The sequence below is a fragment of the Stutzerimonas stutzeri genome (assembly GCF_018138085.1).
GTDB lineage: Bacteria > Pseudomonadota > Gammaproteobacteria > Pseudomonadales > Pseudomonadaceae > Stutzerimonas > Stutzerimonas stutzeri_AI.
The window spans coordinates 4,746,784-4,771,802 of sequence record NZ_CP073105.1; the positions used below are offsets into that span (position 1 = coordinate 4,746,784).

A 25,019-nucleotide genomic window follows, 5' to 3' on the forward strand; every position below is an offset into this window, starting at 1 on the left:
GGAGCAACGCCCATGACCGACAGCCGCAACCCTTATGCCGACTGGCCACGCCACGTTTACCTCTTTGTCTGCGTACGCGACGGAGGCGGAATAGTGCAGTCGGCCCACTCGGTAGCCGAGTTACACGGAATTTCCATAGATGAGTTGAAGGCGGAATGCCGCAGGGCCGGTGAGGAATTTATCGCCCAGGACGGCCAGCTCGGATTGCCAGAACAACGGGTCTACGACTGGGCGCGCAGCTGAGCAACTATCAATTCGCAGGCATAAAAAAGGGCGCCAATTGGCGCCCTCGGTTTTAGCCAATTGTTAGTGCAATCTTTGAACGCCAGCGGCGTCTTCCATTCGTTGAATGTAATCCACCTTGTCCTTCTGGCTGCGCAGGTTGAATATGAAGTCCGACCCCTCGCTCAGAAGATCAATAGCTTCGGATTTATCTTTTTCATCTGCTGCACTAGCCGAGTAAACCGCATAGCACTTTGTTTCTTTACCAAGCTCTAGCTTTGCCTTTGCCATAACAAACGACTTGAGCCCGGCTTCTTTGAACTTAACCGACGCATCACGCGCACCAAGATCGATTGTTTCAGTGATGTGGTAAACGCCGTTCTTTAATGCGAAGTCAGCGCGCAAGCTGGACTTCTCGGAGATCGGGAACTTCTCGACGATACGGTGGTTGAAAATATCGTCCACAGAGTCACTGAACAGGTCGTGCTGGCGGAAGATGCTGCGTAGGTTAGTAATTATGCGTGCGCCGCGTTCTCTGGTGATAACCGGGCGAGGCGGGATCACCAACTCATTCATCAATAGGCTGATTTTTAAGTTCGCTTCTTCTCTAGTCGCAGCACTGAAACAACCCAAAGTGCTTAACTGATAAGAATCAGGCAATATTAATTTTAAAAATTCAAATCTACTTTCTATCTCTTGGCTCTCCGGCACGCTTTTACTGAATATCTTTTGCAGCATGGACTCGATATTCTTCAAATCGTTTCCGGAAATTGCGCCATCTACGGCGCGAATCTTTCTAATAGATTCGCATAGATTCACGACAATGGAGTCAGGCATAAACGCAACCAGACCAATATTAATGGTCTCATTGCGCTTACGGTCGGGCGTGAATTGTATAAGGCTGTATTTAATAATATTCATCACTTAAGCGCCCCCTTGATCGTCTCGCAGCGGATGGCCCGTGCATCACTCTTCCACCAGGCCACTGCTGTCGCCACATCAACACCGTGCTGCCACTCTCCCGGCATGGCGCCTACCGGACCGTCGATCCAGTCAGCTGGCAAGCCCTGAATCGCACTGAGCACCTTCTCTGCTGAAGCAAGATCGAAGCCATACAGTGTATCCAGAAACGTTCTCACCTGCCTTGTTTTGCTTTCCGGCGTGAGATACAGATCAAGCGCTGCCCCGTGAGCCAACCAGGCGAGGCTGTAATCGAAAGCCAGCATCACTACGCCCTCCAGGCTTGTCCTGAACAGCAGGTTTTTAAGATGCCTGTCGCTGTTGTTCACAAACATATCGAAAGCGTAGATGGCTGAAAGCCGCTCGCGCAGGTTAAGAATGCGCTTGTCCATTTCTCCGGACGCCAGTTCCATCACGCATTGGTCAGCATCCAGCGTTCCGCCCTCGATCCTTGATCCGAACCACATCCGACCATCCAGCCCGTGCAAAATTTCCATCGGTGGAGTGTGGATCCGGCAGGTGTTGGAAAGATGACCGCACAACCACTCGGTAGCCGGCACGAACTCCGCACCAGGAGCGACCTGCTTGAAGGCATAGTCGAGGCCATCGTCACACTTACAGAAACCGCCCGCGTGGAACGTCCCGGCTTTCTGCGGGTAGACGTTCTCGACGTTCAGCTTCACCAGGTTCTGTTGAATCAAGGGGTACTGCTCCCTGCTCTGCTCCGGCGACTTCTTACGCGATCAGCATTTCCATCATCCGAACAACGCGCGCTGCCAGTGGTCTTCGCCGACGATTGCGATAGGCGCACCGGCCTCCCGCAGCTCGACGGCCTTCATGATCTTGGTGCCGTAGGTGGCGTGCCGCCATTGGTCGTTGCCAACACTGCCAACGACCAGGTAATGGATTTTTTTGCTGACGCCACCGCCTATCACACCGCCGCGTTCGAGGATCAGCTCCTCACACGCCTTGCGCGGGCCATAGGCCATGGTGCCGGTGAATACGAAAGCCTTGTCCTGGAACACCAGCTCAGGGGCGGGAAGATTGAACGGCAAGTCCGTCGGCGCGGTGAAGGCCTGGGCGGTTTGCTCCGGCTTGCTGACATCAAGCCCGGCGAAGCTGTGCAGTAGATGCATCAGATCGGCCGATTCGTCGGCATCTAGCACGCCGTCCTGCAGCATGGCGCTGATGCGCCGGTAGAGCAGGTTGACTACGGGATCCTCAAGGTGGGCCAGGTTGCTTTCGATCCAGCCCTTGAGGAAGCGCGCCTCGTCGATGTTCACCACGCCATCCGCAACCACGCCGGCGGCGAGGCCCACCAGAGCATCGGCGCTGCGCCGGTCAATGCGGGCTTCGTTGAAGAAACGGCTGGAGGTGAATTCCAGATGCAGGTCGACCATTCAGAGCTCCTTTCAGACCAGGCGGGGTCTGCAGTTCCATTGAGAGTGGTTGGTGGGCTAGGGCTTGTCCGCCAGCGGTGAATTGCCGCTGGCGCTGGCGATAGAGGACGAGAGCAACAGAAAGGCATCCTGCTGTTGCTTGGGCATGTTCCGGAAGGCTTCAAGCAGCTGGGCTTCATGGTTGTCGAGGCCGGCCGCGGCCTGCTCAACACGCACGCCAGTAACCACATAAAGCACATCGACGCCCGTCTGAGCCACAGCAGCTAGGTACCTGCCATCAGGGCTCCCCGCACCTTTTTCGTAGTTGATCTGCGTCGTTTTGCCCACGCCGCCGATCGCACCGAGATCGGTTTGGCTGAGTTTCAGGCGCGACCGTTCTTCCTTCAGCCGCTCGCCAATGGTCATATTTTTGAACCTCAAGCATTGACAGGTTCAAATAACTGAACCAATATCCGCTTCACATCACACGAAATCACACGAATTTGAACTATGCCGAACGGATACCCCAGCGAGCAAGCGCGCAACGCTGCGCGTGAACGCCTCAGCAAGCTCGGCCTGACCGCCAAGGAATGGGCCGAACAGAACGACATCACCCCGTCCACGGTTTACGCCGTGCTCAACGGGCAGAAGAAGTGCCTGCGCGGTGAAGCCCACCGCGCCGCCGTACTGCTCGGCATCAAGGAAGGCGTAGTAGCCGGCGAAGCGCCGCGTTATGGGCGCCGCAAGACTGACTTCGCTGTGATTCCAAAGTAATGGCAAACCCCAAGGCGAGAAACGAGAAGATGAAGCACGCGATCCTCGACAGCCGGCGCAAGGTGGTCAGCGCCATCATCGCCGCTTACCCCGGCGGCCGTGACTGCGCCGCGGCCCGCCTGGGCCTGGAAATCAAGAAATTCGACAACCACGCCTACGAGAGCGCGGGCCACCGCCCGCTGACCGACGAGCAGATCCTGCTGCTCGAGCAGCAGATCGGCACGACCTACCTGCCCGAGTACATCGCCGCCCAGTACGGCGGTGTGTTCGTCCCGCTGCCAGCCGCCGAGGAGCTGGACAACATGGAGCTCTACCACCGCGCCGTGGATACCGCGAAGCGCCGCGGCCGCGTGGACCTGATCATCGCCAAGGCCCTGGAGGACGGAGCGATCGACGAAGGCGAAGCCAACGCCATCCTCGATGCCCACCGCCGCTACGTCTCTGCCCGCCACGCGGAGATAGCGGCAGTCATCGTTCTGCATACCTGCAACGACAAAAAATAAGTGCTGTACGGCCGCTGCCACGGCCGGGGGGGAAGGGATTTGAGCGTTTACAAGCTGGTTTGCCCGGCATGCGGAGAGCGGATTGCGCATTCGCAACTCCGAGGGGCAAACACCGACATTCCGCACCATCTATGGCCAGTGCATGAATCTGGCCTGCGGCTTGGTGCTCACGGGCTCGATGAGCTGGGACTACCAGATCAATACCTCGGGCATGGACAAGCCGAGGGTGGTGCTGCCGATTGCGCCATCCGTGGCGAAAATGCAGGCGTTGCGTGACAGCCGGCCTGCATCCGATCAACCCGATCTGTTCGATCAGCCACTCAAGGAAGCACACGCATGAGCCACGATACCTCTGCCAAGGATTACCGCAGCAGCATGCAGGCCGCCGCCAAGGCCTACCTCCTGCGCCATCAGGATGAGCACCTTGCCGACGATGAGCGCCTCTATGACCGCGCGTGCCGCTATTTGGTTCAAGGCCTGGACGTGCCTGCGTTCATGGCGCCGCGGCTGGTCCATCTGGCGATGACCGAACTGGCGTCCCGCGTGGCCATCGACTGGGCCCAGGGCTGCGACGAAACCCGCGTGTGTCTGGTGCTTGTTCGTAGCGGGGAACGGGCCTTCATCCCCACCCGCTATCTACCGCTGCGTTTGCAGCCACCCGCGGCACTGCCGGCTGCAGCAGCCGCGCACTGACCACTACCCCCTGAATCACCGTTACCCAGACCCGCCTGCCAGCGGGTTTGGGGAAGTTGCACCCGAAATTCGAGGTTGCCGCCATGCAACAAGCCATTGCCATCCAGCTGGACATGCCCAAGCCCGTGGCCGAGGCCCTGCTCAGCAGCCTGCGCTGCGAGCTGCGCCGTGGCCTGACCGAGCACTGGTACGACGATCGCTACCGCACCGTGCCGGAGTTCCTGCGCAGCCGCCGCATCCTCGATGACTACCCGGCCCTCGCCGGCCACAAACGCACCATCGGGGCGCTGAAAGCCGCCCTGGGCGCCAACCAGTAAGGCCAGCCACACCATGCAGATGAAAGAAACCCTACGGGCCGAGGTGCTGCGCCGCATCGAGCGCGACTTCGGCCTCCAGCACATGGCCGGCACCAACTACATGCGCAAGGGCAAATGCCCGGCGCACAACTGCGGCAAGAAGACCCTCTACACCTTCCACGACTCGCCCTGGATGCTGATCTGCGGCCGTCCGGAGAAGTGTGGCCACCGCGTCCACGTCAAAGAGCTGTATGACGACCTGTTCAACGACTGGAGCAAGACTGCCCCGGCCACCGCCCAGGACCCGATGGCCACGGCCAGCGCCTACCTGCAGTTCGCCCGCGGCTTTCGCCTGGAGCTGATCGCCGGCTGGTACAGCCAGGAGAACTACTGGAGCCGCGACATCAACGCCGGCAGCGCGACGGTGCGCTTCCCGCTGGAAAAGGGCGGCTACTGGGAACGGCTGATCGACCGGCCGGAGCGCTTCGGCAAGCAGAAGGCCCGCTTCAAGCCGGGCGAAAGCTACAAGGGCGTCTGGTGGTGCCCGCCGTCGCTCAACCTGGTCGAGGTCGAGGAGCTGTACATCGTCGAGGGCATCTTCGACGCGATCGCGCTGCTGCACCACGACGTCCCTGCCGTCTCGATGATGAGCAGCGCGCCGCTGCCCGAGCAATCGCTCAAGGCACTCAAGAACGCCTGCCATGAGGCGGACAAGCGCCTGCCGCGCCTGGTCTGGGCGCTGGATAACGAGCCGGTCGCCAAGGCCAACATGCGCCGCTGGGCGAAGGAGGCCCGCGCCCTGGGCTTCAAGTGCGAGGCGGCTGTCATCCCGCAGCGCGGCGCCAAGAAGGTCGACTGGAACGACCTGCACCAGCGCTGGGCCTTCATCGACGGCGACGAGGAGCGCGCCAAGCGCATCGAGCTGGACATGGCCGAGGCCCGCCACCAGGGCGCCCTGCTGCTGGCCGAGTCGGCCGAGGAAAAGGGCCTGCTCATGTACGAATGGGACGAGCGCAAGGAATTCCACTTCACCTACCGCTCGCGCCTGTACTGGTTCAACCTGGACATGGAGAAGTACGAGCGCACCGCCCGCGAGCTTGACGGCTCCGAGCACCACGACGACCAGCTGCTCAACGACAAGCAGCGCCGGGACAAGGCCTTGCGCCAGAGCGCCGCCGTGGTGCGCATCGCCAACTGCTACTTCGACGCGCTGTATTACATGCGCAACGAGGTGACCGACGAGGCCTGGTACTACTTCCGCGTCGAGCGGCCCGAAGCGCCCACCATCAAGAGCACCTTTACCGCGGCGCAGATCGCCTCGGCGCCGGAGTTCAAGAAGCGCCTGCTCAACGTCTGCAACGGGGCCATGTTCACCGGCACCCCGCAGCAGCTGGAGCGCATGCTTGGCTACCAGCTCGACAGCCTCAAGACCGTCAACACGATCGACTGGATCGGCTACACCCGCGAGCACGGCGTCTACGTGTTCAACGATCTGGCGATCGCCGGCGGCAAGGTGCACAAGCTCAACGAGGAGGACTTCTTCGACGTCGGCTCCCTGAGCATCAAGTCGCAGAGCCTGTCGCCAGTGCTCCACATCAATGCCGACCTGGCCGACTACGACGAAGAGTGGTTCGACCTGTTCTGGCGCTGCTTTGGCGTGCGCGGCGTGGTGGTGCTGGCCTGGTGGCTGGGCGCGCTGTACGCCGAGCAGATCCGCCAGCTGCACAAGTCCTACCTGTTCCTGGAGCTGATCGGCGAGGCCGGCGCGGGCAAGACCACCCTGGTGGAGCTGCTCTGGAAACTGACCGGACGCACCGAATACGAGGGCTTCGACCCGTCCAAGGCGACCCCGGCCAGCCGCGCGCGCAACTTCGCCCAGGTGGGCAACCTGCCGGTGGTGCTGATCGAGTCCGAGCGCGAGCAGAAGGAAGGCGCGCCGGTGAAGCACTTCGACTGGGACGAACTCAAGACCGCCTACAACGGCCGCAGCGTTCGCTCTACCGGTGTGAAGAACAACGGCAACGACACCCGCGAACCGCCGTTCCGCGGCGCCCTGCTGATCGCGCAGAACAACGCCGTCAACGCCTCCGAGCCGATCCTCCAGCGCCTGGGCCATGTACACCTGACCCGCGAGCACCAGACCCCGGAAACCAAGCTCCATGCCGAGCGCCTGGAGCGCATGCCGGTCGAGCAGCTCAGCGGCTTCATCATCAAGGCGCTCAAGCCCGAGGCGCAGGTGATGAAGCTCCTGGACGAACGCACGTCCGGCTACGAGCAGCAGCTGCTGGCACTGCCGGGCATCCGCACCGTGCGGATCGCCAAGAACCACGCCCAGCTGCGCAGCCTGGTGGACGCCCTGCAGCTGGTGGTGCCGCTCAGCGACGAGCGCGCGGCCCAGGTGCATGCCGAGGTGGAGCGCATGGCGCAGGAGCGCCAGCAGGCCATCAACGCTGACCACCCGCTCGTGCGCGAATTCTGGGACATGGTCGAGTTCCTCAATGGCCCTCTGAACGAACCCGGCGGCCGGCTGAACCACTCCCGCAAGTCGGCCTTCTTCGCCATCAACCTCAACGAGTTCGTCGAGATGGCGGCCAACAAGCGCCAGCAGCTCCCGAACCTCAGCGAGCTCAAGCGCCTGCTCAAGACCAGCAAGTCGCCGAAGTTCATCGAGACCAACAAGCCCATCAACTCGAACATCGCCACCGACGGGATGAATACCGCCAAGACCGTCCGTTGCTGGCTGTTCCAGCTCGTTTGACCCGCCGGCGCGGCAACGCCGGTACCAACCCAAGGAGAAGCACCATGCCAATGAACGACAACGACGACCTCTACAGCCCCAGCCGCCGCGAAACCCTGCTCACCCTGCTGGGCAGCGGCGTGACCCTGGCGGTACTGCTCGCGGCCGGCTACCTCGCCCCCAACCTGCTGGCCCTGGCGGCCCGCTAACCACAGCGCCCAGGCGCGGCAACGCCTGGGCCTTACCAAGGAGAAGCACCATGCAACTGAACGTAGAACGCGGCGCCCCGATGACCGGCAAGACCATCCGCCTGCGGCAGAAAGCCCGCGAGGCCGGGCAGGACGAGCACCAGATCATCCACGGCAACGCCTACGACCTTGCCGACCTGGAGCTGCTCGTGCGCCACCGCATCGGCCGCGGCGCCAGGGTCATCTGCATCGACGAGTGCAGCGAGGAGCAGATCGATCGCCTGACAGCCCTGCAGCGGCGGCTGCCGTCCGAACTGACCATCCACGCCGTTGTGGCGAACTGAGGAGCAGCACCATGAAAACGAGCGAAAAGCTTCGAGACCTCGACCTGCTGTTCACCTTCGAGGATCTGGCCAAGGAGAAGGGCTGGCCGGTCGAGCGCAACGACCAGGACAACGCATTTGCTGATGCCCTGACTCAGCGCGCATGGGAGGCATTCGAGGCCGCGCATGGCCCGCACGGCCGCAAGGAAGGCCAGCAGCTCTACGCCGAGATCAAGAAGTCCAGCAAGTACGCCGGCCAAGCTGCGCTGTGCCGCTCCAACGGCTACGGCTACCCCTTCAAGGTGCGCATCGTCCACGACGGCGGTGGCGACTACTGCGTCAAGGGCGGTGTGGGCGGCCAGTACCGCCTGGCTGACGTGAACCTGTACGTCCTCGAGGACGGCAAGAAGATCCGCGTCCGGTAACGCTCGCCCCAGAAACAAGAAGGCCCCGGTGAGCGGCAACTCACCAGGGCCAGACCAACCCAAGGAGAAGCACCATGCAAGCACAACCCCCCGAAGTCAGCGCTGAGCAGGCTACCACGCCGCGCTACGACACGATCGTTATCCGTGGCGCGCTCGGTAAGGAAATCCCCCGCACCGTCGATGGCGGTGAGGTCGTTAGCTGGGCCCGCGGCCATGAGCTGGCTGCGGGCGACGCCCTGCTGGAGTTCGTCAATTACGTGGCAGACGGCGACTGTGGCATCGGGCCGGAGCTGAGCGCCAAAGCACGCAAGGCTTTGGACCTGATGGAGCGCCGCAGCGCGCAGGGCTGGGACGCGGACGAGGAGCCAGAAGATTGGCAAGCCGCGGTTAACCGCGCGGCACACCAGGCCCGCGAAGTGTTCTGCGACTCCCACGACGACGCCACTCAAGCGATTGAATACATGAAGGCGTTGCTGCAACAGGCCGCTCCGGTCGTGCAAGGCGGTGACGCATGAAGCCCTGCACCATCGGCAAACGCCACAGCTGGACCTTCGTCCGCAACGTCGTGACCAGCCACCTGAACGGCCGTTTCGGTCGCATCACCAAGCGCGGGCTCTACCGCTGCGAATGCGGCGCCGCGAAGTACGGCAAGCCCGGCCACCAGGCCGAAGGTGGTGCCCAATGACCAACCGCACCCGCCCGACCATGGCCAGCCACCGACTGGACCTGCCCAGCATCTGCGACATCTGCAACAAGGCCCGCTCCACCCGCAAGCACGCTGCCTGCAGCCGCATCCGCCAGCAGCGCAAGCAGGAAGAGTGGGCCAGCTACATGGGCAACGTCGCCGCGAAGAAAGCCCAGGGAGGCCGCCGCTATGCCCGTTGAAATCCGCACCCGCTTCACCACCGGCACCTACGTGGCCACCGTGCGCGGCGACAAGCGCACCGCCAGCAACACCATGGGCGCCCGCTGGGCTGCGGAAGGCATGGCCCGCAAGTTGAGCCTCGATCCGTCCCTCCTGGTCGAGCAACAGCGCGACCTGATCGACGGGAAGGACCGAGTGACCTTTATCCATCCAGGAGAGCCGGCATGAGTTCCCTTCGCCAAGGCGACATCTTCGCCGCCGGCGCGCAGCGCCTGCAGATGACCGAGAGCATCGAGCTGACGATCCAGTCCCTCCAGGCCTACGGCGCCGATCACGATCACTGGGGCATCGCCTGGTCGGGTGGGAAGGACAGCAGCGCCACCCTCACCCTGATCATCTGGCTGATCGACACCGGCCGGATCAAGCCGCCGAAGACCCTCACGGTGTTCTACGCGGACACCCGCCAGGAGCTGCTTCCCCTTGCCAATGCAGCCAGCCAGATCATGGATGAGCTGATAGAGCGTGGCATCCGTGTGGAGGTGGTCACCGCGCCCTTGGACAAGCGCTTTATGGTCTACATCCTCGGCCGTGGCGTGCCGCCACCGAATAACAACACGCTGCGTTGGTGCACGCGCCAGATCAAGATCGACCCGATGGCCCACGCGCTGGAGCAGCGCCTGGCTGCCCTGGACGGTAACGTCCTGATGATCACTGGCGTGCGCCAGGGTGAAAGCGCGATCCGCGACAAGCGGATCGAAATGAGCTGTGGAAAGGACGGTGCCGAGTGTGGCCAGGGGTGGTACCAGAAGGTGCTACCCGAGGCCAAGGGCCTGAAAGGTCGCCTCGCTACCCTGGCACCGCTACTGCATTGGCGCGTCTGCCACGTCTGGGAATGGCTCAAGCATTGGGCGCCGCAGGTCGAGTTCGGCGATTGGCCAACGGCGACGATCGCTGATGCCTACGGCGGCGACGAGGCCGAGGAAATCAACGCCCGAACGGGCTGCACTGGCTGCCCGCTGGCCAGCAAAGACAATGCGCTCGACACCATTCTGCTCAACCCGGCCTGGGCGTACCTGGCGCCGCTTAAGCAGATAAAGCCGTTGTGGCGTGAATTGCGTGAGCCGCAGCATCGGCTGCGCAAGGCCGGCGCCGAGCGTTTGAAGGATGGCAGCATCGCAGCCAACCCCCAGCGCATGGGGCCGATCCTGCTGGAGTCGCGACTCATGGCGCTGGAGCGCCTGCTTGGCATCCAGAACGAAATCAATGAGGCCGCGCGGCGCCTCGGCCGCCCCTTGGTGGACATGATCAATGCCGAGGAAGAGGCCCGGATCCGTGAGCTGATCGCCGCCGAAACCTGGCCGGACGGCTGGGACGGTGATGAGCCGGTCGCCACCACGCCACTGGACAAGGTGTATGCGGACGGTTCGGTCCAGCCGCTGCTGTTCCTGGAGGTGGCGCATGCCTGAGCAAGACAGCAGCCAGCTCCGGCTGGAATGCGAGGCCAGAACTTGGCTTCGCAAGGGCTACACCACGGCAGAGCGCATCACCGAACTCACTGCGCTGATCGCCAAACATCGAGGCACCGCCGGCGCAGCAAAGCTGATCGAGGAGATGCGCCGGCAGTGGGCTTGCCGTAGCGAGTGGCTGGGAGGGCAACATGGCTAGCGGACCGAGGCGAGAAGGCCGGAGCCGCAATTCTCGGCGATGGCCACCGGCCAGCAGCAGTAAACTGGAGGCCCGCCCATGAGCGAAGCCTCCAGCGTGTTGACCTTCGACGACCTCAAGCGCATCACCGGCTACGCTCGCCGGGCCGACGTGGAGCGGGCGCTGCACGAGCAGGGCATCCGTCTGTTCCGCGGCCGCACCGGGCCGTGGACCACGGTGGATCTGATCAACCAGGCCGGCGGGCTGAAAGCCGGCACCCAGGAGCAGTACGGCGTCGAGATCCTATGAGGCGAGCAAGGAAGCACAACCCCCACATCCCACCGCACATTGATCAGGCCGCTATCCCAGCGGCCGTTTTCTTTGATCACCGGGGCAAAGGCAGCTGGTACACCCTGCACCGCGACGAAGCCGGCCGGCAGCGCCGGCAGAACATCGCCAACAGCTCGGCCACACTTGGCGAGCTGCACCGAATCATGGAGGTGCGCAACGGCGTGGACCGGGAGAGCCTCAACTTCCTGTGCCGGGAGTACCACGACAGCGCAAAGTTCAAACGGCTGGCTCCGAAGACCCAGGAGAGCTACAGCTGGTCGCGCGACGTCCTGGTCAACATTCCCACCAAGCTCGGCAAGCCCCTCGGCGAGCTGGCCGTGCGCAAGTTCACCCCTGCACTGATTCAGCGGCTTATCGATCGGATCGCCGACGAGGGTACGCCGTCGAAGGCGGCCCACGCGCTGCGGTACCTGCGGCTGGTGATGCAGTGGGGCCGCAACCGCGGCTATCTGGACAGCAACCCCGCCATGGGCATCGAGGCGCCGGTCGAGCGTAAACAGCGCCGCCTGCCGTCGCTCGAAGTGATGCAACGCCTGATCGACCGCGCCCGCGAGCTGGGCCAGCTGAAACGCGGGCAGAAGGATGCGGTACCGCCGCACCTGAGCTACGTCATGGAGCTGGCCTACCTGTGCCGGCTGCGCGGCATCGAGGTCGTCACCCTGACCGACGCCAACGAGCTGGCCGAGGGCATCCTCACCAACCGGCGCAAGGGCAGCCGCGATAACGTGGTCACCTGGACGCCGCGGCTGCGCGCCGCCTGGGATGCCGCGAAGGCGCGACGCGCCCAGGTGTGGAAAGCCCGGGGCACAGCGGTGCCAGTCCTCCCGGAGAAGCGCTTCATCATCACCGCCGACCACGGCGGGCCGCTGGGCAAGTCCGGCCTGGACACCGCCTGGAACCGCTTCATGCGTAACGCGATCGCGGCCGGCGTCATCACGGCGGAGCAGCGTTTCGGCCTGCACGACCTCAAGCGCCGCGGCATCACCGACACCCCTGGTACCCGGGCTGACAAGCAGGAAGCCAGCGGCCACCGCGACGAGTCCATGCTCGACATCTACGACCTGAGCGTCCCGAAGGTCGCCCCCTCCGCTCTCTGATCCCGCCAAAACCTGCGTAACAAGCGCGCCGGGCTCCGCAAGGAATCCGGCCACTAGCGCTGCGCTTACGTAACAAGCCCGCACCTAAGTGCCTGACCAGCAACCCGAAAAGGGTTTTCTTGTAATCAGTAGGTCCCGAGTTCGACTCTTGGTGCCGGCACCATACGAAACAACGAAAAAGGCTCACCTCCGGGTGGGCCTTTTTTGTTTCGGGCTTGCATCAAACGCCATCGCCAAGCGCGGGCTTGTGCCTGGCCTGGGTACGGAAGCGGGTCCGCTCTCGCCTGCACATCCAGCTGCCGCACAGCGCGCCAATAGCGACCAAGTACAAAAAAGCCCCGCATCGGCTGATGCGGGGCTTTTCTGTTCTGCGGGCTGAGTCCTGTCCCTCTGGCTGCTCCGAGCAGCGATTCCTGAACGCCATCCTGGCGCTTGCGAGGCCCTTCGCGGCAGCCTTGCCACAGCCCGCGGTATGCAGGCTGGGTGCTGTGCTAGGCGCTTCCTGACGCGGGACGGGTCAGGGAGCGGCCAGCAGCGGCACCGAGGTTAAGAGCGGGCGTGATGGCAAAAGTTCCACTTTTGAGATGAAAAAGCCATCAGGTTAATCCGATGGTCTTTCCGTGGCGCCTGTGACCCCGGTCTCAATCGGGCCGATCTGTCGCCGCTTCCGATCGCCGGCGCGCTCTATGTTGCAGCGTGGACACGCTACGCCAGGTTCCACGCCGACATGCGTGCAGTCCCCGTGCGCCTTGGGCTGCAGAGATTTGGGTCGGCGATTGGTGGGCGGCAGAAAGCGCCGTTCGACGTGGCTGAAACTCGGAACGAGCCGATCGGCTGTCGGAACATGCCGGGCTAAACGCTGTCAGCTATCCGTCGCCACTCCAGCGCAACTGAAAGGCAATGCTTGCCGCCACGGAGCCAGCCTTGAGGAGCCAGGCCACCTGATGACAGCAATCAAGACGATATTCGACAAACTCAAGCTCTACCTCTTCAACGCCTCCTGGATGATGGCGGAGCGGTTGCTGAACATCGGCGTGGGTTTTCTCATGGCGATCGTGCTGGCCCGCTACCTGGGGCCGGAGCAGTTCGGCATTCTCGCCTATGCCATTTCCATGACCGCCATCTTCGCCTCTGCCGGCCACATGGGCTTGGCGGGACTGGTGGTGCGCGAGGTGGTCAAGCAGCCGGCGGCAGTGCCGGAGACGCTGGGCACCACCTTCATGCTCAAGCTGACCGGCATGACCCTCGGCTTTCTGCTGATCCTGATCTACGCCTCGCTGTTCGAGGAGATCGGCGGGACCGAGTTCTGGATGTTGCTGATCGTTGCCTCAGCGATCTTTTTCCAGACCTTCGATGTGGTGGAGTACTGGTTTCAATCGCAGGTGCAGGCCAAATACCCGGCCATCGCCAAGTCCAGCGCGATCCTGCTCTCGGCGGGTCTGAAACTGCTGATGGTAATCAGCGGCGCCGGTGTGGTGGCCTTTGCCTTTGCGCATACGGCTCAGTTCGTGATGGCGGCGCTGATCCTCGCGTTGCTCTACAAGGGCACCACGCGCGTCTCGCTGATGAGCTGGAAAGCCAGTTTCGCGCGGGCGCGGGAGTTGCTCAGCCAGGGCTGGATCATCTACCTCGGCTCGATATTCGCCGTGATCTATATGAAGATCGACCAAGTGATGCTCAAGTGGATGGTCGGCGCCGAGGAAGTGGGCGTCTACGCCGTCGCCGCGCAGCTCTCGGAGGCCTGGTATTTCCTGCCGACCGCCATCGTCGCCTCATTCTTCCCCAAGCTTATCAAGCTGCACGAGGCCGACCCGGCCCGCTTCAACCAGCGTTTCCAGCAGTTGCTCGATCTGCTGTTCGTCCTGGCCATTGCCGTTGCGCTGCTGGTGTCACTCGTCGCCGGACCGCTGATTTCCCTGCTGTTCGGCAGCGAGTACCAGAACTCCGCATCCATCCTCACCATCCATATCTGGGCAGGCGTGTTCATCTTCATGCGCGCGGCGTTCAGCCGGTGGATCCTGATCGAAGGCGCGTTGATGTTCTCCCTGATAACCCAGGGCCTCGGCGCGCTGGCCAACGCCGGTCTGAACGCGCTGCTGATTCCGCATTACGGCGGTGAAGGCGCGGCGATGGCGACCCTCATTTCCTACGCCGTCGCTTCGTACGCTGCGCTGTTGGTGCACAGCAAGACGCGCCCGGTCTTTCTCATGATGACCAAATCGATGGTCAGTCCCGTCCGCTATGCATTCAAAGCCGTAGGAGCCGCCCGATGAGCCTCATGTCCCTAGCCAGAGCCCTGCCTGAGCCGGTCAAGGTCGCGATCAAGGCGACCCGGGACACCACCGGGCTGGCCCTGGTCCGGCTGTTTTCCAGCAGCGGCTTTCTCGCCTCGCTGTATTACTGCTTCGTCAGCCGCGAATTCGACCGCGAGCATCGTGCGGTGCTGCTCGGACGCCTGAATTTCGCCCGGCGGATGCGGGGCAAGGGCGAGAACGACGCCTTCCTGCGACGCAACGTCCATCGGCTGGAGAAGGGCCTGATCATGCGTCCGCGGCGCGCGACCTTTGCCGAGGATTACATTGGCCCGACCGTGCGTTGCTTTGCCGACGCCGCCCAGGCCGGTGTCGCCAAAGGTCAGCAACGCTGGGCCAACGATGTGCTCACCGACTACTTCGGCGCGGTCGGCAATACGCCGCGTATCGATTCGGCCAGGCAGGCGTTCGCCGGCATCCACAGCGACGAAGCCAACCGCTGCGTGCCCTACCCGCACAGCCAGCTGCCCGAGTGCCCGGTCAGCTACGAGGAGCTGATGGTGCTGTTTCGCCGCCGTCGCTCGGTGCGCTGGTATCAGGACAAGCCGGTCAGCAACGAGCTGCTGGAACAGGCGGTGCGGGCTGCCGCGCTGGCGCCATCGGCCTGCAATCGCCAACCGTTCCGCTTCTACGTCAGCAACGGCAAGGAAAAGGCCGCCAGGGTCGCCAAGTGTGCCGGCGGTACGGCGGGCTTTCATGACAACCTGCCATGCGTCATCGCCGTGGTCGGCGATCTGGGCTGCTACCCCGAGGCGCGCGACCGCCACGTTGTCTATATCGACGGCTCGCTGGCGGCGATGCAACTGATGCTGGCGCTGGAAAGCCTGGGCCTGTCGAGCTGCTCGATCAACTGGCCGGACGTCGAGGAACGCGAGCGCCAACTGGCAAAGATTCTGGGCCTGGCCTACCAGGAGCGCACCGTGATGCTGCTCGCCGTGGGTTACGCCGATCCAACGGGAGGGATTCCTTATTCGGACAAGAAGACCGAGACAGACTTGATCGTATACAACTGAGGTAAGCGATGATTATCGAGATCAGAAAAGCAGGCTTCGTCAATAAAGGCGCTGAGCTGATGTTGCATGCGGCGCTGCAGAAGCTGAAGGCCCGGTATCCAGACGCTACCTTCGTCATGGCCCCGACCCCGAAAAAGGCCGAGCAGCCGTTTCGCAAGCTGGTCCAGCTGGGCTTCTATCCCAAGGCCTGGCTGTGGCGCTACGGCATACAGTGGGGCACCTTGGCCAACTTCGCGCCGCGCCAGCTCCGTGAGATGTATGGCGTGGTGCTGGATAAAGAGGTCGATGTGGTCATCGACGCAGCCGGCTTCGCCTACAGCGATCAATGGGGCGAGGCCCCCTGTGCCGAGCTCGCCCAGTCGGCCAGGCGCTGGAAGAAGAACGGCACCCGCGTGATCCTCATGCCCCAGGCACTGGGCCCGTTCAAGTCGGAGAAGAACCAGGCGGCAATGAAGACCGTGGTCGCGAATGTCGACCTGATCTTCCCGCGCGAGCGCGTGTCTTACGAGCACCTGACCAACCTGGTCGGCGAGCAGGCGAAGATCAGGCAATCGCCGGACTTCACCAACCTGATCACAGGCGTGTTGCCGGCGAATTTCGATGTCGAGCAGAACCGCTTCTGCATCGTGCCCAATTGCCGGATGCTCGACAAAACCGATCAGAAGACCCGCGACGCCTATCTGCCGTTTTTGATCAGTTGCACGCGCTACCTGCTGGAAAAGAACGCCAAACCCTTCGTGCTGGTGCATGAGGGCAAGGATGACCAGCGCTTGGCCGATGAGCTGTCGGCGGCGGTGGGCGGCATTCCGATCGTCAAGGAAAGCGGCGCGCTGGAGATCAAGGGCATCCTCGGCGCCTGCAGCGGCACCCTGGGCAGCCGCTTCCATGGTCTGGTCAGCGCCTTGTCTCAAGGCGTACCGGCGCTGGCGACCGGCTGGAGTCACAAGTACCAGATGCTTTTCGAGGACTATGGATTTCCCGAAGGGCTGGTTCAGGTCACCACCGATGAGGCGGAAATCAAGCGCAAGATCGACCTGGTGATCGACGAAAGCGAGCGGATCAGGACACTGATTCAGGCACGCACCGATCAGCTCAAGCAGCAGTCCGAGCAGATGTGGCAGGACGTCTTCGCCGTCATCGATCAGTGCGAGCGCATCCGCCAAACGCATCCGCAGGCCGCCGGCGCGGCCTGACCGCTACGGCGCGACCGGCGCTGGGTGTTGCGCATCCTTCACCCGGCCGGGCATGCCGTTGTCGGAGGCTTCAGCCCAGCGGCACACAGCAATAGAACGGACGAGGCGTGGGCGCGCTGGTGTTGCCAGCACGCGGCGGGCTAAAGCCCACCCTACCCGGGGCTGCGATACGTGCAGGGCTACGCCCCGCTTCATTCCGCCCGCCGCCATCCGTTCAGTCACGTCGGGCGAGCCGCTGGCGGATCAGGCGATAGAGGTAGTAGAGCACCATCAGCACCACGATTGCGGTGGACACAGGGTTGAGATACGCCTGGACCTTTTCGTACTGCGATTCGAGCAGGAAGCCGGCCAGCGCCAGCAGCGCAGTCCAGATCAGCGAGCCCAGTGTCGAATAGAGCAGGAACAGCGTCATCGGCATGCCGACGATACCCGCCGGCACCGAGATCAGCGTGCGCACCGCCGGCATCAGGCGCCCGAAGAACACCGCGCCCTTGCCGTGCCGATCGAACCAGGCACCGGCCTTGTCGACATCCTCCGGCGACAGCGTCAACCAGTGCCCCCAACGGCGCGCCAGCCGTTTCATGCGCTCGGTACCGAGCTTGGCACCGGCGTAGTACCAGGGCAGCGCACCGACCACCGACCCGGCCGTACCGACCAGGACCACCGCGATGAAATTGAGCTCACCGCGCGCCGCGACGAAGCCCGCCAGCGGCATGATCAGTTCCGACGGAATGGGCGGGAAGATGTTTTCCAGCAGCATCAGCACGAACACGCCGATGTAGCCGAACGCCGAGACGATTTCCACGATCTTGTCGAACATCGGTTACCTCTGCTGTTGGGATGAAATTTCCCGCGCCTGGGATTCGGCGAGGGTCGACGCGGGTTCGTTGCTGGCATCCGCTGACAGCGCCGGCGCGGCGGCTGCCGGCAGTGATGCGTAGTAGTCGGCCAGCGCCTGCATCTGCTCCGGCGTCAGCCGCTGCGCGGCGCTGTGCATGATACGGGCGTACGCCGTGCCGCCACGCTTGCCATCGTTGAACAGCGCCAGCTGCGCCTTCAGGTAACCGGCATATTGGCCAGCGATGTTCGGGTACATCGGGTTACGCGGGCTGTTCTTCGGGCCGTGGCAGTGCACGCAGGACGGGACGCCGCGCTCTGGTACACCGCGCTCGGCCAGTGTTAGGCCGCGGGCGAGCACGTCGGGTGCAGGCTTCGGGGCCTTGGTTCGGCTGGCGGGCGGCAGCTCGGCGTAATGCCCGGCCAGGGCTTCAAGCACCTCCGGCTCCAGACCGGCGGCAATCGGTTGCATGACGCCGCTATAGCGCTCGCCACGGGCATAGGCCTGTAGCGCGCCGAGCAGATAGGGCTCGCTCTGCCCGGCCAACCGCGGGAAGGCGCCTTCGCCTCGGCCCCCGCCGTCTTCGCCATGACAGCGGTTGCAGTTGGCCAACACCGGACCGAGCGGGTCCTCGAGCCGCCGCAGATGATCGGGCGTGACGGGTTCAGCCGCGCTGCGCCCGCCCAGCGCAAGCTGTCGATAGCGTTCGGGCGACATGCTCGGCAGCGCCTGGAGGAAGGCCACCATGGCCCAGACCTCATCGTCCCTTTCCTGCGCGGGCCAGGCCGGCATGGCGGTGTATTTCACGCCATGCTTGACGATCCAGAACAGCTCCTGCGGCTCCCAGTGTTCGATCCGCGGCGGCAGGAACGGCGGCTCGGGCGTCATCTGCTGGACGATCAGCGAACGTCTCTCACCCGGCGCGCCGTGGCAGGCCAGGCAGCCGGTGTGATAATGCCCGGCGCCCTTGAGTACCAGCGCCGGATCGTCCAGCGGCGGCACCTCGATGCCCATCGACTGGGTGCTGACTGCGCGGCGCATGGCGTAGTGCAGTAGCCAGCCCGTCGCCTTCCAGTGCCCGGAACTGGCGCCGATCGGGACCAGCCCCAGCGAGACCAGCACGAAGGCGCCGCTGCCGGCGAGCAGCGTCAGCAGCGCGACGGCCGCCACGACGCGCTTCCAGGAGCCGCCGGTTAGCCAGCACAGCCAGCGCCGCAGGGGCGCCAAGCATCGCCGGACCATGCGTTTAGCTGACTGAACAGGCATTGCGCTTGTCCTGTAGAAGGCCGAACAGCAGGTACAACCCGCCGATCAGGTAGGCGCTGCCGCCAAAGGCCAGCATGATCACGCCGCCCATCTGCTGGTCTTCCAGCGGGCTCAGGCCCGAGAGCGCCGATCCGGTGTGCTGGTAAAGAGGTCGCCCCGACATCGCCAGCAGCACGCCCAATAGCGTCATGTGCATCGAGGTCAGCAGCAACCCTGCGATGCCGGCCAGCGCCCGCCGATGCCGCACGCCACCGAACCCCGCGAGCCACACCAGCAGGCCGGCAACCAGGTAACTGCCCTGCTCCAGCAGCTCGGCCCCGGCCGAGGTACGCGCCGCATGGTGCAGTGTCGGCATGTGCCAGGCCCAGACCACGAACAGCTCGATCACCGAAGCCAGGATCGGCGAGAACAGAATCGGCAGGCGAGCGGAGAAGTCCAGCCGACCGCCGGCCAGCCCGATCGCCAGCAACGGCGCGGCGACCGCGACCACCAGCATGTGCATCAGCATGTGCCCGACGAACAAGCGATCGGCCATAGCGGGCAGCGGGCCAAGCCAGACCGCACCCAGGGTCGCCAGGCCGAGCATCAGCGAAAGCGGCCGCCAGATCATGCGCAGCTCCTGATGAAAACCACACACAAGGCCACGAAGATCGTCGCGACGAAACTCAGCCCGCTGAGCAACAAGGTCGAGAACCCCAGGAAGCGGTGGCGATCGCCCGGCGTGTCGAAATCATGCGGCGCCGTGGCGTGGCCGAAGGAGTGCTTGCGCCAGCCGCGCCAGCCGGTCAACGCGATGCCGGTCAGCGCAACGAGCGTCAGCACACCGATGGCCAGGCGAATATCGCCCAGCTCGCCGTCACGGCCTGCCACCTTGGCGCACCACACCGAGGTCATCAGGTACGACAGCAGGAAGTGCGCCGCCCAGATGACCGGGCTGAAGGTGATCAACCAGAGCGAGTCGCGCTCCTGCGGTGGCGCTTCTGGCGCCTGTCGCTCGCCGCTGCGTGGCTGTTCGCTCAGGTTCTCGCTCATAACACCTCCGGAAAGCCGGCAATGACCGCCACGGTGGCGCCAATGGTGATGAACATGAAGTGCCAGAACAGCGCAACGTTGCGGATATCGATGTCGTGTACCGCGGTCATCCGCCCCGCCGCGCGGCGCGCCAGGCAGTAGAGCTGCATGATCAGGCCGATCGCCAGGTGCAGCAGGCACCAGAGCACCAGCACCCAGACCGTGGCGGGATAGACGTGAGTGGTCGGGTCGAGCCCGCTGAAATGCGGTCCGGCCCACATCGAGTACGCGCCGGCCAGGGTGCAGACGGCCGCCAGCCCCAGCGAGCCATAGAAGCCGGCGGCCTGATCATGGGCGTTGCAGCGCCGCGCCAGCAGCGTCAGCGCCCAGGACGCGGCGATCAGCCCCAGCGCCAGCAGTAGCCAGAACACGCCCAGGCCGGCCGCTTCTGCTGGCGGAAAATCCTCATGCACGGTCCAGAAAAAGAAATAGCCGAACACCAGGCTGCCGAAGGCGCTCATGTCGCCGATCATGGTGATGAAGGTGGCCCACCAGCCCACCGACTGGGCGCCCGAGGCATAGAGCGGCACCGTCACGCCCAGGCCGATGTCTTTCTGCGGCTTCTCCGGGATCACCGCCGTGCCGGTCCACAGCCATATCAGGATGGTGACCAGCGCCAGGCCACCGCTGACCAGCGCCGCGACGTACCAGCTATAGGTAGCGAAGATGAACAGGCCACCGGTGAAGATCGCCGCCCACATACTCAGGAAAGTCGGCCCCGGCACGCGCAGACACTGGATCGGCTCGGCATCGATGATGCTGCTGATCAGTGTCTCGCGTTTGCCTTCCTCGGCATCGGGCAGATAGAAGCGCCCGGCGTCGACGTCCTGCATCAGGTTGGGCTGATCCCACAGCGGATAGCGGCTCTTGATGATCGGAATCGATCGCGAACCCCACGGCATACCGGGCATTTCCGCCAGCCATTCGAGCGTCCCGGCATGCCATGGATTGCGTTTGCTGTAGGGCTGCTTGCCCTTGGGCCGCAGCACGTCCCAGACCAGCACCGCAACGCCGCCCGCGAGGATGAAGGCGCCCACCGTGGAGACCATGTTCAGCACATCGAAGCCCATGCCTGGCGCATAGGTGTAGACCCGCCGCGGCATGCCGAGCAGACCGGTGAAGTGCATCGGCAGGAAGGCGATATTGAAGCCGATGAACATCAGCCAGAAGGCGATGCGCCCGAGGCGATCGGACAGCGTCTTGCTCATCGCCAGTGGGAAGAAGTAATAGAGCCCGGCGATCACCGGGAACAGCATGCCGCCGATCAGCACGTAATGCAGGTGGGCGACGATGAAGTAGGTGTCGTGCGCCTGGAAATCGAACGGTGCCAGCGCCACCATCACACCGGTCAACCCGCCCAGCACGAAGATAGCCAGCGCCCCGGCGACGAACAGCATTGGCACCGATTTGACGAAGCGCCCCGCCAATGCCGTGGCCAAGAAGCAGAAGATCTGCACGCCGGTGGGAATCGCCACTGCTTCGGACGCCGCCGAGAAGAACGCCAGCGAGATGCCTGGCATCCCGGTGGTGAACATGTGGTGCACCCACAGCCCGAAGCTGATGAAACCGGTGCCCACCGCGGCCAGCACGATGAAGGTGTAGCCGACGATGGGCCCCTGAGCGGCGGTGGGCACGATGGTCGCCACCAGCGCCACCGCCGGCAGGAAAATGATGTAGACCTCGGGGTGGCCGAAGATCCAGAACAGGTGCTGCCACAGCAGCGGATCGCCGCCGCGGGTGTGATCGAAGAACGGCCAGTCGAAGGCACGCTCCAGCTCGAACAGCAGGTCACCGGCAATCAGCGGCGGGAAGGCGAACAGGATCATCCCGGCGACCACCAGGATGTACCAGGAATACAGCGGGATCAGGTTGATGCGCATGCCCGGCGGCCGGGTTTTCAGCACGCCGACGATCAGCTCCACCGCCGCCGCGATCGACGAGACTTCAATGAACGACAGCCCGAGCAGCCAGATGTCCGCGCCGAGCCCGTCCTGATAGGTGGTGGTGAGCGGCGGGTACATGAACCAGCCGCCCTGGGGCGCGACGCCGAAGAAGATCGAGCCGCAGACGAACACGCCGCCGATGATGAAACACCAGAAGCCGTAGGCGGACAGCCGCGGGAACGGCAGATCCCGCGCCCCGAGCATCTGCGGCAGGATTAGGATCGAGAAGGCCTCGAAGATCGGCACGCCGAACAAAAACATCATCACCGAGCCGTGCAGCGTGAAGACCTGGTTGTAGGTGTCGGCGGACAGCAGGTCGTTGTTCGGCACCGCAAGCTGAGCGCGGATCAGCATCGCCAGCACGCCGGCGAACAGGAAAAACAGGAAAGAGACTCCGGTGTACCAGAGCCCGACCTCGGTGTTGTTCACCGCCGACCAGTAGCGCCATCCGGTGGGCGTCTTCCAGGCCGCGGCCAGGCGTTCGGCCTGCGCCTTGGCGCGGGCCTCCTCCTGTGGGTCGCGGTACTCGATCGGCTCGCTCATTGGAGTCCGCTCAGGTAGTGCGCCATGGCGTTGAGCTGCGCCTCGGGCAGCATGCCGAACGCGGGCATCTTCACATCAGGCTTGATGGCGCTGCTGTGGCCGATCCAGCGCTCGAAGGCGTCGACATCGGCCGGCAGCGTGCCGGCAGCCAGGCTCAGGCGGCTGCCGACGTGGGTCAGGTCGGGCCCGACCGTGCCGTCGGCTTCGGTGCCGCGCACCTGATGACAGGCACCGCAGCCGTTGGCCAGAAAGGCCTGCTGACCGGCCTGCTGCAATTCGTCAGCGGGTCGCTGCGCCGGTTCAGCCTGCTCGGCGAGCCATCGATCGAAGGCCTCCCGCGTCATCACCACCACGGCGAAGTTCATCAGCGCGTGTGAGGTGCCGCAATATTCGGCGCAGGCGCCGCGGAAGGTGCCGGTCTCGGTCGGCTCCAGCACCAGTTGATTGGTGCGACCGGGGATCATGTCGACCTTGCCGCCCAGCGAAGGAATCCAGAACGAGTGAATCACGTCCGGGCTGGTCAGGCTGAAGGCCACCCGCTCGCCCACCGGCAGGCGAACCTCATTGGCCAGCTCCACCGCCTCACCCGTCGCGGTCCGGTAGCGCACCCGCCACCACCATTGCTCGCCCGACACATCGATCCGCAGGGCGACGTTTTCGGAAGAGCTCAACTGCGGCATCAGCATCAGCCCGTAGACGAGCAGCCCGGTCAGCAGCACCACCGGAAAGATCACGCCGCCGCCGATGATCAACCAGCGCGCACCCCGAATGCTGTGTGCTTCGGGGTGCGCATGGGTGGCGTACAGGGCAATGCCCATCACCACCAGCCAGATCGCCAGCGCACCGCCAGCCAGCCACCAGAACAGCGTGGCGATGCTTTGCGCACCGGTGCCGGCCGGGGCGAGAGCCGATTGCTGCCCGTCACAGCCCGCCAGCGTCAGCAGTGCTAGCCCGAGGCTGGCGCCGGACAGCGGGACAAGTAGATGGCTGTGGATGGATGGCATGGGCCGCCTCGCTGGAGTATCAAGGGTTGTGACCCTTCGCGGTCGCAAAAGGTTGGCCAATGACCGATTCCACCTTCTGCGGGACCCTCTCGCCGCTGCGCTGGTCCTATGCATGAGCCGGAAATATGGGAGAGGAGATCATGGAGACCGAGCGCTACCCGCGACGCTATGTGCTAGGCCTGGCCGGCCTGTTTCTGCTGTTCTGGGCGGCCCTGGCGATTGCCCCCTACGACCGCCACGACTGGTTGCTGGAAAACATGCTGGTGTTCGGACTGGTCGCCGCCTTGCTGCTGGGCCACCGTCACTACTCACCCTCGCCCAGCGCCGCGACGCTGATCTTCCTGTACCTGTGCATCCATCAGCTCGGGGCTCACTACACCTACGCCCATGTGCCCTACGACGCCTGGTGGCAGGCCCTGACTGGCGAGAGCCTGAACCGCCAACTGGGCTGGGATCGCAACCAGTACGATCGCCTGGCGCACTTCAGCTACGGCCTGTTGCTGGCCTATCCGATACGCGAGGTACTGATCCGCCTCGGTCTACGCCCCGGCCTGTGGAGCCTGGTGCTGCCGGTGGACATCGTGCTTTCGACCTCGGCGGTCTACGAGCTGATCGAATGGATCGGCGGCGAAATGCTCGGCGACGGACTGGGCCGTACCTTTCTCGCCACGCAGCATGATCGTTGGGACCCGCAGAAAGACATGGCGGTGGCGGTGGTCGGCGCGCTGATCGCCATGCTCGCCACCGCAGTGCTCGTCAGGACGCGCCATGTCAACGCTGGCGCGGGCAGCCAGGCGAACGCCCAGGCTTAGGTCAGGGCCGTTCCGGGCTGCCGAGGTGCTCGCCAGCCTCGGGCACCTCGGGATCGGTGGTCACGCCGATCCGGCGCAGATACCACTGGTACGCCAGGGACGAACAGCCCCAGCCCAGCAGGACGCCCAGCGTGTTGGCCAGCATGTCGCCGAAAGACGGCTCACGATTGGGCAGGAATTCCTGCCCCATCTCGATCAGAAAGGCCACGCTCAGGCTCGCGGCGATCGACCAGAACAAGCGCCACTGTGGAAAGGCCAGGCGCAGCGAAAACATCAGCGCGGCAAAGCCGAGCATGTGATGCAGCTTGTCCTGCTGGTCGAAAACCTGCGGGACCGGCTCGGGGCGCAGCCCGCTGAAGATGATGATCGCCATGACCGCGATGAACGGCAGCAAGCGCAAGTAATTCATAGGCAAGCGATAGCCTCGCTGAATCGGAGAAAAAACCGGGATGGATGGCAGGGCCCGAAGCGCGGGCGTGCTGAAGACAGCGGCAAAGGCGGCGTAAGATAGCAGCCTTCGCCGAGCGTACCGAGCATAACCGTCGGCGTGCACGCTATGGAGGGTCA

General features: G+C 63.9%; 33 protein-coding genes. 22 read left to right on the forward strand and 11 right to left on the reverse strand.

Going from position 1 to position 25,019, the window contains the following annotated elements:
* The first annotated feature begins 12 nt into the window (after positions 1-12).
* Positions 13-243 (forward strand): hypothetical protein, encoded by a 231-nt coding sequence (locus tag KCX70_RS21660; protein WP_212618795.1) that lies wholly within the window; start codon positions 13-15, stop codon positions 241-243.
* 63 nt (positions 244-306) lie between these two features.
* Here KCX70_RS21660 and KCX70_RS21665 read toward each other — a convergent pair whose 3' ends face one another.
* From KCX70_RS21665 to KCX70_RS21680, 4 genes are read right to left on the reverse strand one after another with little or no spacing between them, the layout of a single operon-like run.
* The gene (locus KCX70_RS21665; protein WP_212618796.1) at positions 307-1,143 is read right to left on the reverse strand and encodes a DUF3037 domain-containing protein; all 837 of its coding nucleotides are present in this window, start codon (positions 1,141-1,143) and stop codon (positions 307-309) included.
* Positions 1,143-1,883 (reverse strand): HipA family kinase, encoded by a 741-nt coding sequence (locus KCX70_RS21670; RefSeq protein WP_212618797.1) that lies wholly within the window; start codon positions 1,881-1,883, stop codon positions 1,143-1,145. Before KCX70_RS21670 ends, KCX70_RS21665 begins: the two co-directional genes overlap by 1 nt.
* Before the next feature lie 54 nt (positions 1,884-1,937).
* Entirely contained in the window at positions 1,938-2,582 is a 645-nt protein-coding gene (locus KCX70_RS21675; protein WP_212618798.1) for a BRCT domain-containing protein, read from the reverse strand.
* Between the two features lie 57 nt (positions 2,583-2,639).
* Entirely contained in the window at positions 2,640-2,987 is a 348-nt protein-coding gene (locus KCX70_RS21680) for a helix-turn-helix domain-containing protein (RefSeq protein ID WP_212618799.1), read from the reverse strand.
* A gap of 84 nt (positions 2,988-3,071) precedes the next feature.
* Between KCX70_RS21680 and KCX70_RS21685 the strand changes: the two genes are divergently transcribed.
* From KCX70_RS21685 to KCX70_RS21780, 20 genes are all read left to right on the forward strand, one after another.
* A complete protein-coding gene (locus tag KCX70_RS21685; RefSeq protein WP_212618800.1) occupies positions 3,072-3,335 on the forward strand; it encodes a DNA-binding protein in 264 nt (87 codons plus the stop codon).
* Between the two features lie 29 nt (positions 3,336-3,364).
* The gene (locus tag KCX70_RS21690; RefSeq protein WP_212618801.1) at positions 3,365-3,838 is read left to right on the forward strand and encodes a YmfL family putative regulatory protein; all 474 of its coding nucleotides are present in this window, start codon (positions 3,365-3,367) and stop codon (positions 3,836-3,838) included.
* Positions 3,839-3,920: 82 nt separating this feature from the next.
* Positions 3,921-4,178, forward strand: a complete 258-nt coding sequence (locus tag KCX70_RS21695) for a transcriptional regulator (protein ID WP_045158062.1) — start codon at positions 3,921-3,923, stop codon at positions 4,176-4,178.
* The gene (locus KCX70_RS21700) at positions 4,175-4,531 is read left to right on the forward strand and encodes a hypothetical protein (protein ID WP_125875864.1); all 357 of its coding nucleotides are present in this window, start codon (positions 4,175-4,177) and stop codon (positions 4,529-4,531) included. Before KCX70_RS21695 ends, KCX70_RS21700 begins: the two co-directional genes overlap by 4 nt.
* Before the next feature lie 83 nt (positions 4,532-4,614).
* Positions 4,615-4,848 (forward strand): hypothetical protein, encoded by a 234-nt coding sequence (locus tag KCX70_RS21705; protein ID WP_033996905.1) that lies wholly within the window; start codon positions 4,615-4,617, stop codon positions 4,846-4,848.
* A gap of 19 nt (positions 4,849-4,867) precedes the next feature.
* Positions 4,868-7,585 carry a toprim domain-containing protein gene (locus KCX70_RS21710; RefSeq protein ID WP_212620408.1) on the forward strand — a complete coding sequence of 906 codons (2,718 nt, stop codon included), beginning with the start codon at positions 4,868-4,870 and terminating at the stop codon, positions 7,583-7,585.
* A gap of 44 nt (positions 7,586-7,629) precedes the next feature.
* Entirely contained in the window at positions 7,630-7,773 is a 144-nt protein-coding gene (locus KCX70_RS21715) for a hypothetical protein (RefSeq protein ID WP_155397245.1), read from the forward strand.
* A 50-nt stretch (positions 7,774-7,823) separates the two neighbouring features.
* On the forward strand, positions 7,824-8,096 hold the full coding sequence (locus KCX70_RS21720; protein ID WP_102839363.1) for a hypothetical protein: 273 nt from the start codon (positions 7,824-7,826) through the stop codon (positions 8,094-8,096).
* Positions 8,097-8,107: 11 nt separating this feature from the next.
* Complete coding sequence (locus tag KCX70_RS21725) at positions 8,108-8,500, forward strand: hypothetical protein (protein WP_212618802.1); 393 nt, start codon at positions 8,108-8,110, stop codon at positions 8,498-8,500.
* Positions 8,501-8,574: 74 nt separating this feature from the next.
* The gene (locus KCX70_RS21730) at positions 8,575-9,015 is read left to right on the forward strand and encodes a hypothetical protein (RefSeq protein WP_212618803.1); all 441 of its coding nucleotides are present in this window, start codon (positions 8,575-8,577) and stop codon (positions 9,013-9,015) included.
* Positions 9,012-9,185, forward strand: a complete 174-nt coding sequence (locus KCX70_RS21735) for a hypothetical protein (protein ID WP_197861484.1) — start codon at positions 9,012-9,014, stop codon at positions 9,183-9,185. Before KCX70_RS21730 ends, KCX70_RS21735 begins: the two co-directional genes overlap by 4 nt.
* Positions 9,182-9,385 (forward strand): hypothetical protein, encoded by a 204-nt coding sequence (locus KCX70_RS21740; protein WP_197861483.1) that lies wholly within the window; start codon positions 9,182-9,184, stop codon positions 9,383-9,385. The genes KCX70_RS21735 and KCX70_RS21740 overlap by 4 nt, the downstream gene beginning before the upstream one ends.
* Positions 9,375-9,593: a hypothetical protein gene (locus KCX70_RS21745; protein WP_197861482.1), complete on the forward strand. Its 219-nt coding sequence runs from the start codon at positions 9,375-9,377 to the stop codon at positions 9,591-9,593. Before KCX70_RS21740 ends, KCX70_RS21745 begins: the two co-directional genes overlap by 11 nt.
* Positions 9,590-10,831 (forward strand): phosphoadenosine phosphosulfate reductase family protein, encoded by a 1,242-nt coding sequence (locus KCX70_RS21750; protein ID WP_212618804.1) that lies wholly within the window; start codon positions 9,590-9,592, stop codon positions 10,829-10,831. The genes KCX70_RS21745 and KCX70_RS21750 overlap by 4 nt, the downstream gene beginning before the upstream one ends.
* Positions 10,824-11,030 (forward strand): DUF7696 family protein, encoded by a 207-nt coding sequence (locus tag KCX70_RS21755; protein WP_197861480.1) that lies wholly within the window; start codon positions 10,824-10,826, stop codon positions 11,028-11,030. The genes KCX70_RS21750 and KCX70_RS21755 overlap by 8 nt, the downstream gene beginning before the upstream one ends.
* 78 nt (positions 11,031-11,108) lie before the next feature.
* The gene (locus tag KCX70_RS21760) at positions 11,109-11,318 is read left to right on the forward strand and encodes a DUF4224 domain-containing protein (protein WP_197861479.1); all 210 of its coding nucleotides are present in this window, start codon (positions 11,109-11,111) and stop codon (positions 11,316-11,318) included.
* Entirely contained in the window at positions 11,315-12,457 is a 1,143-nt protein-coding gene (locus KCX70_RS21765; RefSeq protein ID WP_045158070.1) for a site-specific integrase, read from the forward strand. The genes KCX70_RS21760 and KCX70_RS21765 overlap by 4 nt, the downstream gene beginning before the upstream one ends.
* Before the next feature lie 944 nt (positions 12,458-13,401).
* On the forward strand, positions 13,402-14,730 hold the full coding sequence (locus KCX70_RS21770) for a flippase (RefSeq protein ID WP_212618805.1): 1,329 nt from the start codon (positions 13,402-13,404) through the stop codon (positions 14,728-14,730).
* On the forward strand, positions 14,727-15,782 hold the full coding sequence (locus KCX70_RS21775; RefSeq protein WP_212618806.1) for a nitroreductase family protein: 1,056 nt from the start codon (positions 14,727-14,729) through the stop codon (positions 15,780-15,782). Before KCX70_RS21770 ends, KCX70_RS21775 begins: the two co-directional genes overlap by 4 nt.
* A gap of 8 nt (positions 15,783-15,790) precedes the next feature.
* Entirely contained in the window at positions 15,791-16,975 is a 1,185-nt protein-coding gene (locus KCX70_RS21780; protein WP_212618807.1) for a polysaccharide pyruvyl transferase family protein, read from the forward strand.
* A 214-nt stretch (positions 16,976-17,189) separates the two neighbouring features.
* On the opposite strand, the gene KCX70_RS21785 is transcribed toward KCX70_RS21780, so the two are convergent.
* Genes KCX70_RS21785 through coxB form a run of 6 tightly spaced genes read right to left on the reverse strand, consistent with a single transcriptional unit; the run spans position 17,190 to position 23,640 of the window.
* Positions 17,190-17,795, reverse strand: a complete 606-nt coding sequence (locus tag KCX70_RS21785; RefSeq protein WP_021206981.1) for a DedA family protein — start codon at positions 17,793-17,795, stop codon at positions 17,190-17,192.
* 3 nt (positions 17,796-17,798) lie between these two features.
* Positions 17,799-19,079: a c-type cytochrome gene (locus KCX70_RS21790; RefSeq protein ID WP_212618808.1), complete on the reverse strand. Its 1,281-nt coding sequence runs from the start codon at positions 19,077-19,079 to the stop codon at positions 17,799-17,801.
* A complete protein-coding gene (locus KCX70_RS21795) occupies positions 19,060-19,689 on the reverse strand; it encodes a cytochrome c oxidase assembly protein (RefSeq protein ID WP_212618809.1) in 630 nt (209 codons plus the stop codon). Before KCX70_RS21795 ends, KCX70_RS21790 begins: the two co-directional genes overlap by 20 nt.
* A complete protein-coding gene (locus KCX70_RS21800; RefSeq protein WP_021206978.1) occupies positions 19,686-20,111 on the reverse strand; it encodes a hypothetical protein in 426 nt (141 codons plus the stop codon). The genes KCX70_RS21795 and KCX70_RS21800 overlap by 4 nt, the downstream gene beginning before the upstream one ends.
* Positions 20,108-22,636 carry a cytochrome c oxidase subunit I gene (gene ctaD / locus KCX70_RS21805; RefSeq protein WP_212618810.1) on the reverse strand — a complete coding sequence of 843 codons (2,529 nt, stop codon included), beginning with the start codon at positions 22,634-22,636 and terminating at the stop codon, positions 20,108-20,110. Before ctaD ends, KCX70_RS21800 begins: the two co-directional genes overlap by 4 nt.
* Positions 22,633-23,640: a cytochrome c oxidase subunit II gene (gene coxB, locus KCX70_RS21810; RefSeq protein WP_102846782.1), complete on the reverse strand. Its 1,008-nt coding sequence runs from the start codon at positions 23,638-23,640 to the stop codon at positions 22,633-22,635. The genes ctaD and coxB overlap by 4 nt, the downstream gene beginning before the upstream one ends.
* Positions 23,641-23,765: 125 nt before the next feature.
* On the opposite strand from coxB, the gene KCX70_RS21815 reads away from it, so the two are divergent.
* A complete protein-coding gene (locus KCX70_RS21815) occupies positions 23,766-24,452 on the forward strand; it encodes a DUF2238 domain-containing protein (protein ID WP_249121683.1) in 687 nt (228 codons plus the stop codon).
* A 1-nt stretch (position 24,453) separates the two neighbouring features.
* Here KCX70_RS21815 and KCX70_RS21820 read toward each other — a convergent pair whose 3' ends face one another.
* The gene (locus KCX70_RS21820) at positions 24,454-24,861 is read right to left on the reverse strand and encodes a VanZ family protein (protein ID WP_021206974.1); all 408 of its coding nucleotides are present in this window, start codon (positions 24,859-24,861) and stop codon (positions 24,454-24,456) included.
* Between the last annotated feature and the right edge of the window lie 158 nt (positions 24,862-25,019).

Excerpts from the sequence above, each read along its gene's own strand:
- KCX70_RS21685 (WP_212618800.1), top strand. The coding sequence starts at position 3,072 with ATGCCGAACGGATACCCCAGCGAGCAAGCGCGCAACGCTGCGCGTGAA.
- KCX70_RS21750 (WP_212618804.1), top strand. The coding sequence starts at position 9,590 with ATGAGTTCCCTTCGCCAAGGCGACATCTTCGCCGCCGGCGCGCAGCGC.
- KCX70_RS21720 (WP_102839363.1), top strand. The coding sequence starts at position 7,824 with ATGCAACTGAACGTAGAACGCGGCGCCCCGATGACCGGCAAGACCATC.
- KCX70_RS21795 (WP_212618809.1), bottom strand. The coding sequence starts at position 19,689 with ATGATCTGGCGGCCGCTTTCGCTGATGCTCGGCCTGGCGACCCTGGGT.
- KCX70_RS21705 (WP_033996905.1), top strand. The coding sequence starts at position 4,615 with ATGCAACAAGCCATTGCCATCCAGCTGGACATGCCCAAGCCCGTGGCC.
- KCX70_RS21765 (WP_045158070.1), top strand. The coding sequence starts at position 11,315 with ATGAGGCGAGCAAGGAAGCACAACCCCCACATCCCACCGCACATTGAT.
- KCX70_RS21780 (WP_212618807.1), top strand. The coding sequence starts at position 15,791 with ATGATTATCGAGATCAGAAAAGCAGGCTTCGTCAATAAAGGCGCTGAG.
- KCX70_RS21735 (WP_197861484.1), top strand. The coding sequence starts at position 9,012 with ATGAAGCCCTGCACCATCGGCAAACGCCACAGCTGGACCTTCGTCCGC.
- KCX70_RS21755 (WP_197861480.1), top strand. The coding sequence starts at position 10,824 with ATGCCTGAGCAAGACAGCAGCCAGCTCCGGCTGGAATGCGAGGCCAGA.
- KCX70_RS21710 (WP_212620408.1), top strand. The coding sequence starts at position 4,868 with ATGAAAGAAACCCTACGGGCCGAGGTGCTGCGCCGCATCGAGCGCGAC.
- KCX70_RS21725 (WP_212618802.1), top strand. The coding sequence starts at position 8,108 with ATGAAAACGAGCGAAAAGCTTCGAGACCTCGACCTGCTGTTCACCTTC.
- KCX70_RS21675 (WP_212618798.1), bottom strand. The coding sequence starts at position 2,582 with ATGGTCGACCTGCATCTGGAATTCACCTCCAGCCGTTTCTTCAACGAA.
- KCX70_RS21820 (WP_021206974.1), bottom strand. The coding sequence starts at position 24,861 with ATGAATTACTTGCGCTTGCTGCCGTTCATCGCGGTCATGGCGATCATC.
- KCX70_RS21770 (WP_212618805.1), top strand. The coding sequence starts at position 13,402 with ATGACAGCAATCAAGACGATATTCGACAAACTCAAGCTCTACCTCTTC.
- coxB (WP_102846782.1), bottom strand. The coding sequence starts at position 23,640 with ATGCCATCCATCCACAGCCATCTACTTGTCCCGCTGTCCGGCGCCAGC.
- KCX70_RS21775 (WP_212618806.1), top strand. The coding sequence starts at position 14,727 with ATGAGCCTCATGTCCCTAGCCAGAGCCCTGCCTGAGCCGGTCAAGGTC.
- KCX70_RS21740 (WP_197861483.1), top strand. The coding sequence starts at position 9,182 with ATGACCAACCGCACCCGCCCGACCATGGCCAGCCACCGACTGGACCTG.
- KCX70_RS21660 (WP_212618795.1), top strand. The coding sequence starts at position 13 with ATGACCGACAGCCGCAACCCTTATGCCGACTGGCCACGCCACGTTTAC.
- KCX70_RS21665 (WP_212618796.1), bottom strand. The coding sequence starts at position 1,143 with ATGAATATTATTAAATACAGCCTTATACAATTCACGCCCGACCGTAAG.
- KCX70_RS21690 (WP_212618801.1), top strand. The coding sequence starts at position 3,365 with ATGAAGCACGCGATCCTCGACAGCCGGCGCAAGGTGGTCAGCGCCATC.
- KCX70_RS21745 (WP_197861482.1), top strand. The coding sequence starts at position 9,375 with ATGCCCGTTGAAATCCGCACCCGCTTCACCACCGGCACCTACGTGGCC.
- KCX70_RS21815 (WP_249121683.1), top strand. The coding sequence starts at position 23,766 with ATGGGAGAGGAGATCATGGAGACCGAGCGCTACCCGCGACGCTATGTG.
- KCX70_RS21680 (WP_212618799.1), bottom strand. The coding sequence starts at position 2,987 with ATGACCATTGGCGAGCGGCTGAAGGAAGAACGGTCGCGCCTGAAACTC.
- KCX70_RS21790 (WP_212618808.1), bottom strand. The coding sequence starts at position 19,079 with ATGCCTGTTCAGTCAGCTAAACGCATGGTCCGGCGATGCTTGGCGCCC.
- KCX70_RS21760 (WP_197861479.1), top strand. The coding sequence starts at position 11,109 with ATGAGCGAAGCCTCCAGCGTGTTGACCTTCGACGACCTCAAGCGCATC.
- ctaD (WP_212618810.1), bottom strand. The coding sequence starts at position 22,636 with ATGAGCGAGCCGATCGAGTACCGCGACCCACAGGAGGAGGCCCGCGCC.
- KCX70_RS21785 (WP_021206981.1), bottom strand. The coding sequence starts at position 17,795 with ATGTTCGACAAGATCGTGGAAATCGTCTCGGCGTTCGGCTACATCGGC.
- KCX70_RS21730 (WP_212618803.1), top strand. The coding sequence starts at position 8,575 with ATGCAAGCACAACCCCCCGAAGTCAGCGCTGAGCAGGCTACCACGCCG.
- KCX70_RS21700 (WP_125875864.1), top strand. The coding sequence starts at position 4,175 with ATGAGCCACGATACCTCTGCCAAGGATTACCGCAGCAGCATGCAGGCC.
- KCX70_RS21715 (WP_155397245.1), top strand. The coding sequence starts at position 7,630 with ATGCCAATGAACGACAACGACGACCTCTACAGCCCCAGCCGCCGCGAA.
- KCX70_RS21800 (WP_021206978.1), bottom strand. The coding sequence starts at position 20,111 with ATGAGCGAGAACCTGAGCGAACAGCCACGCAGCGGCGAGCGACAGGCG.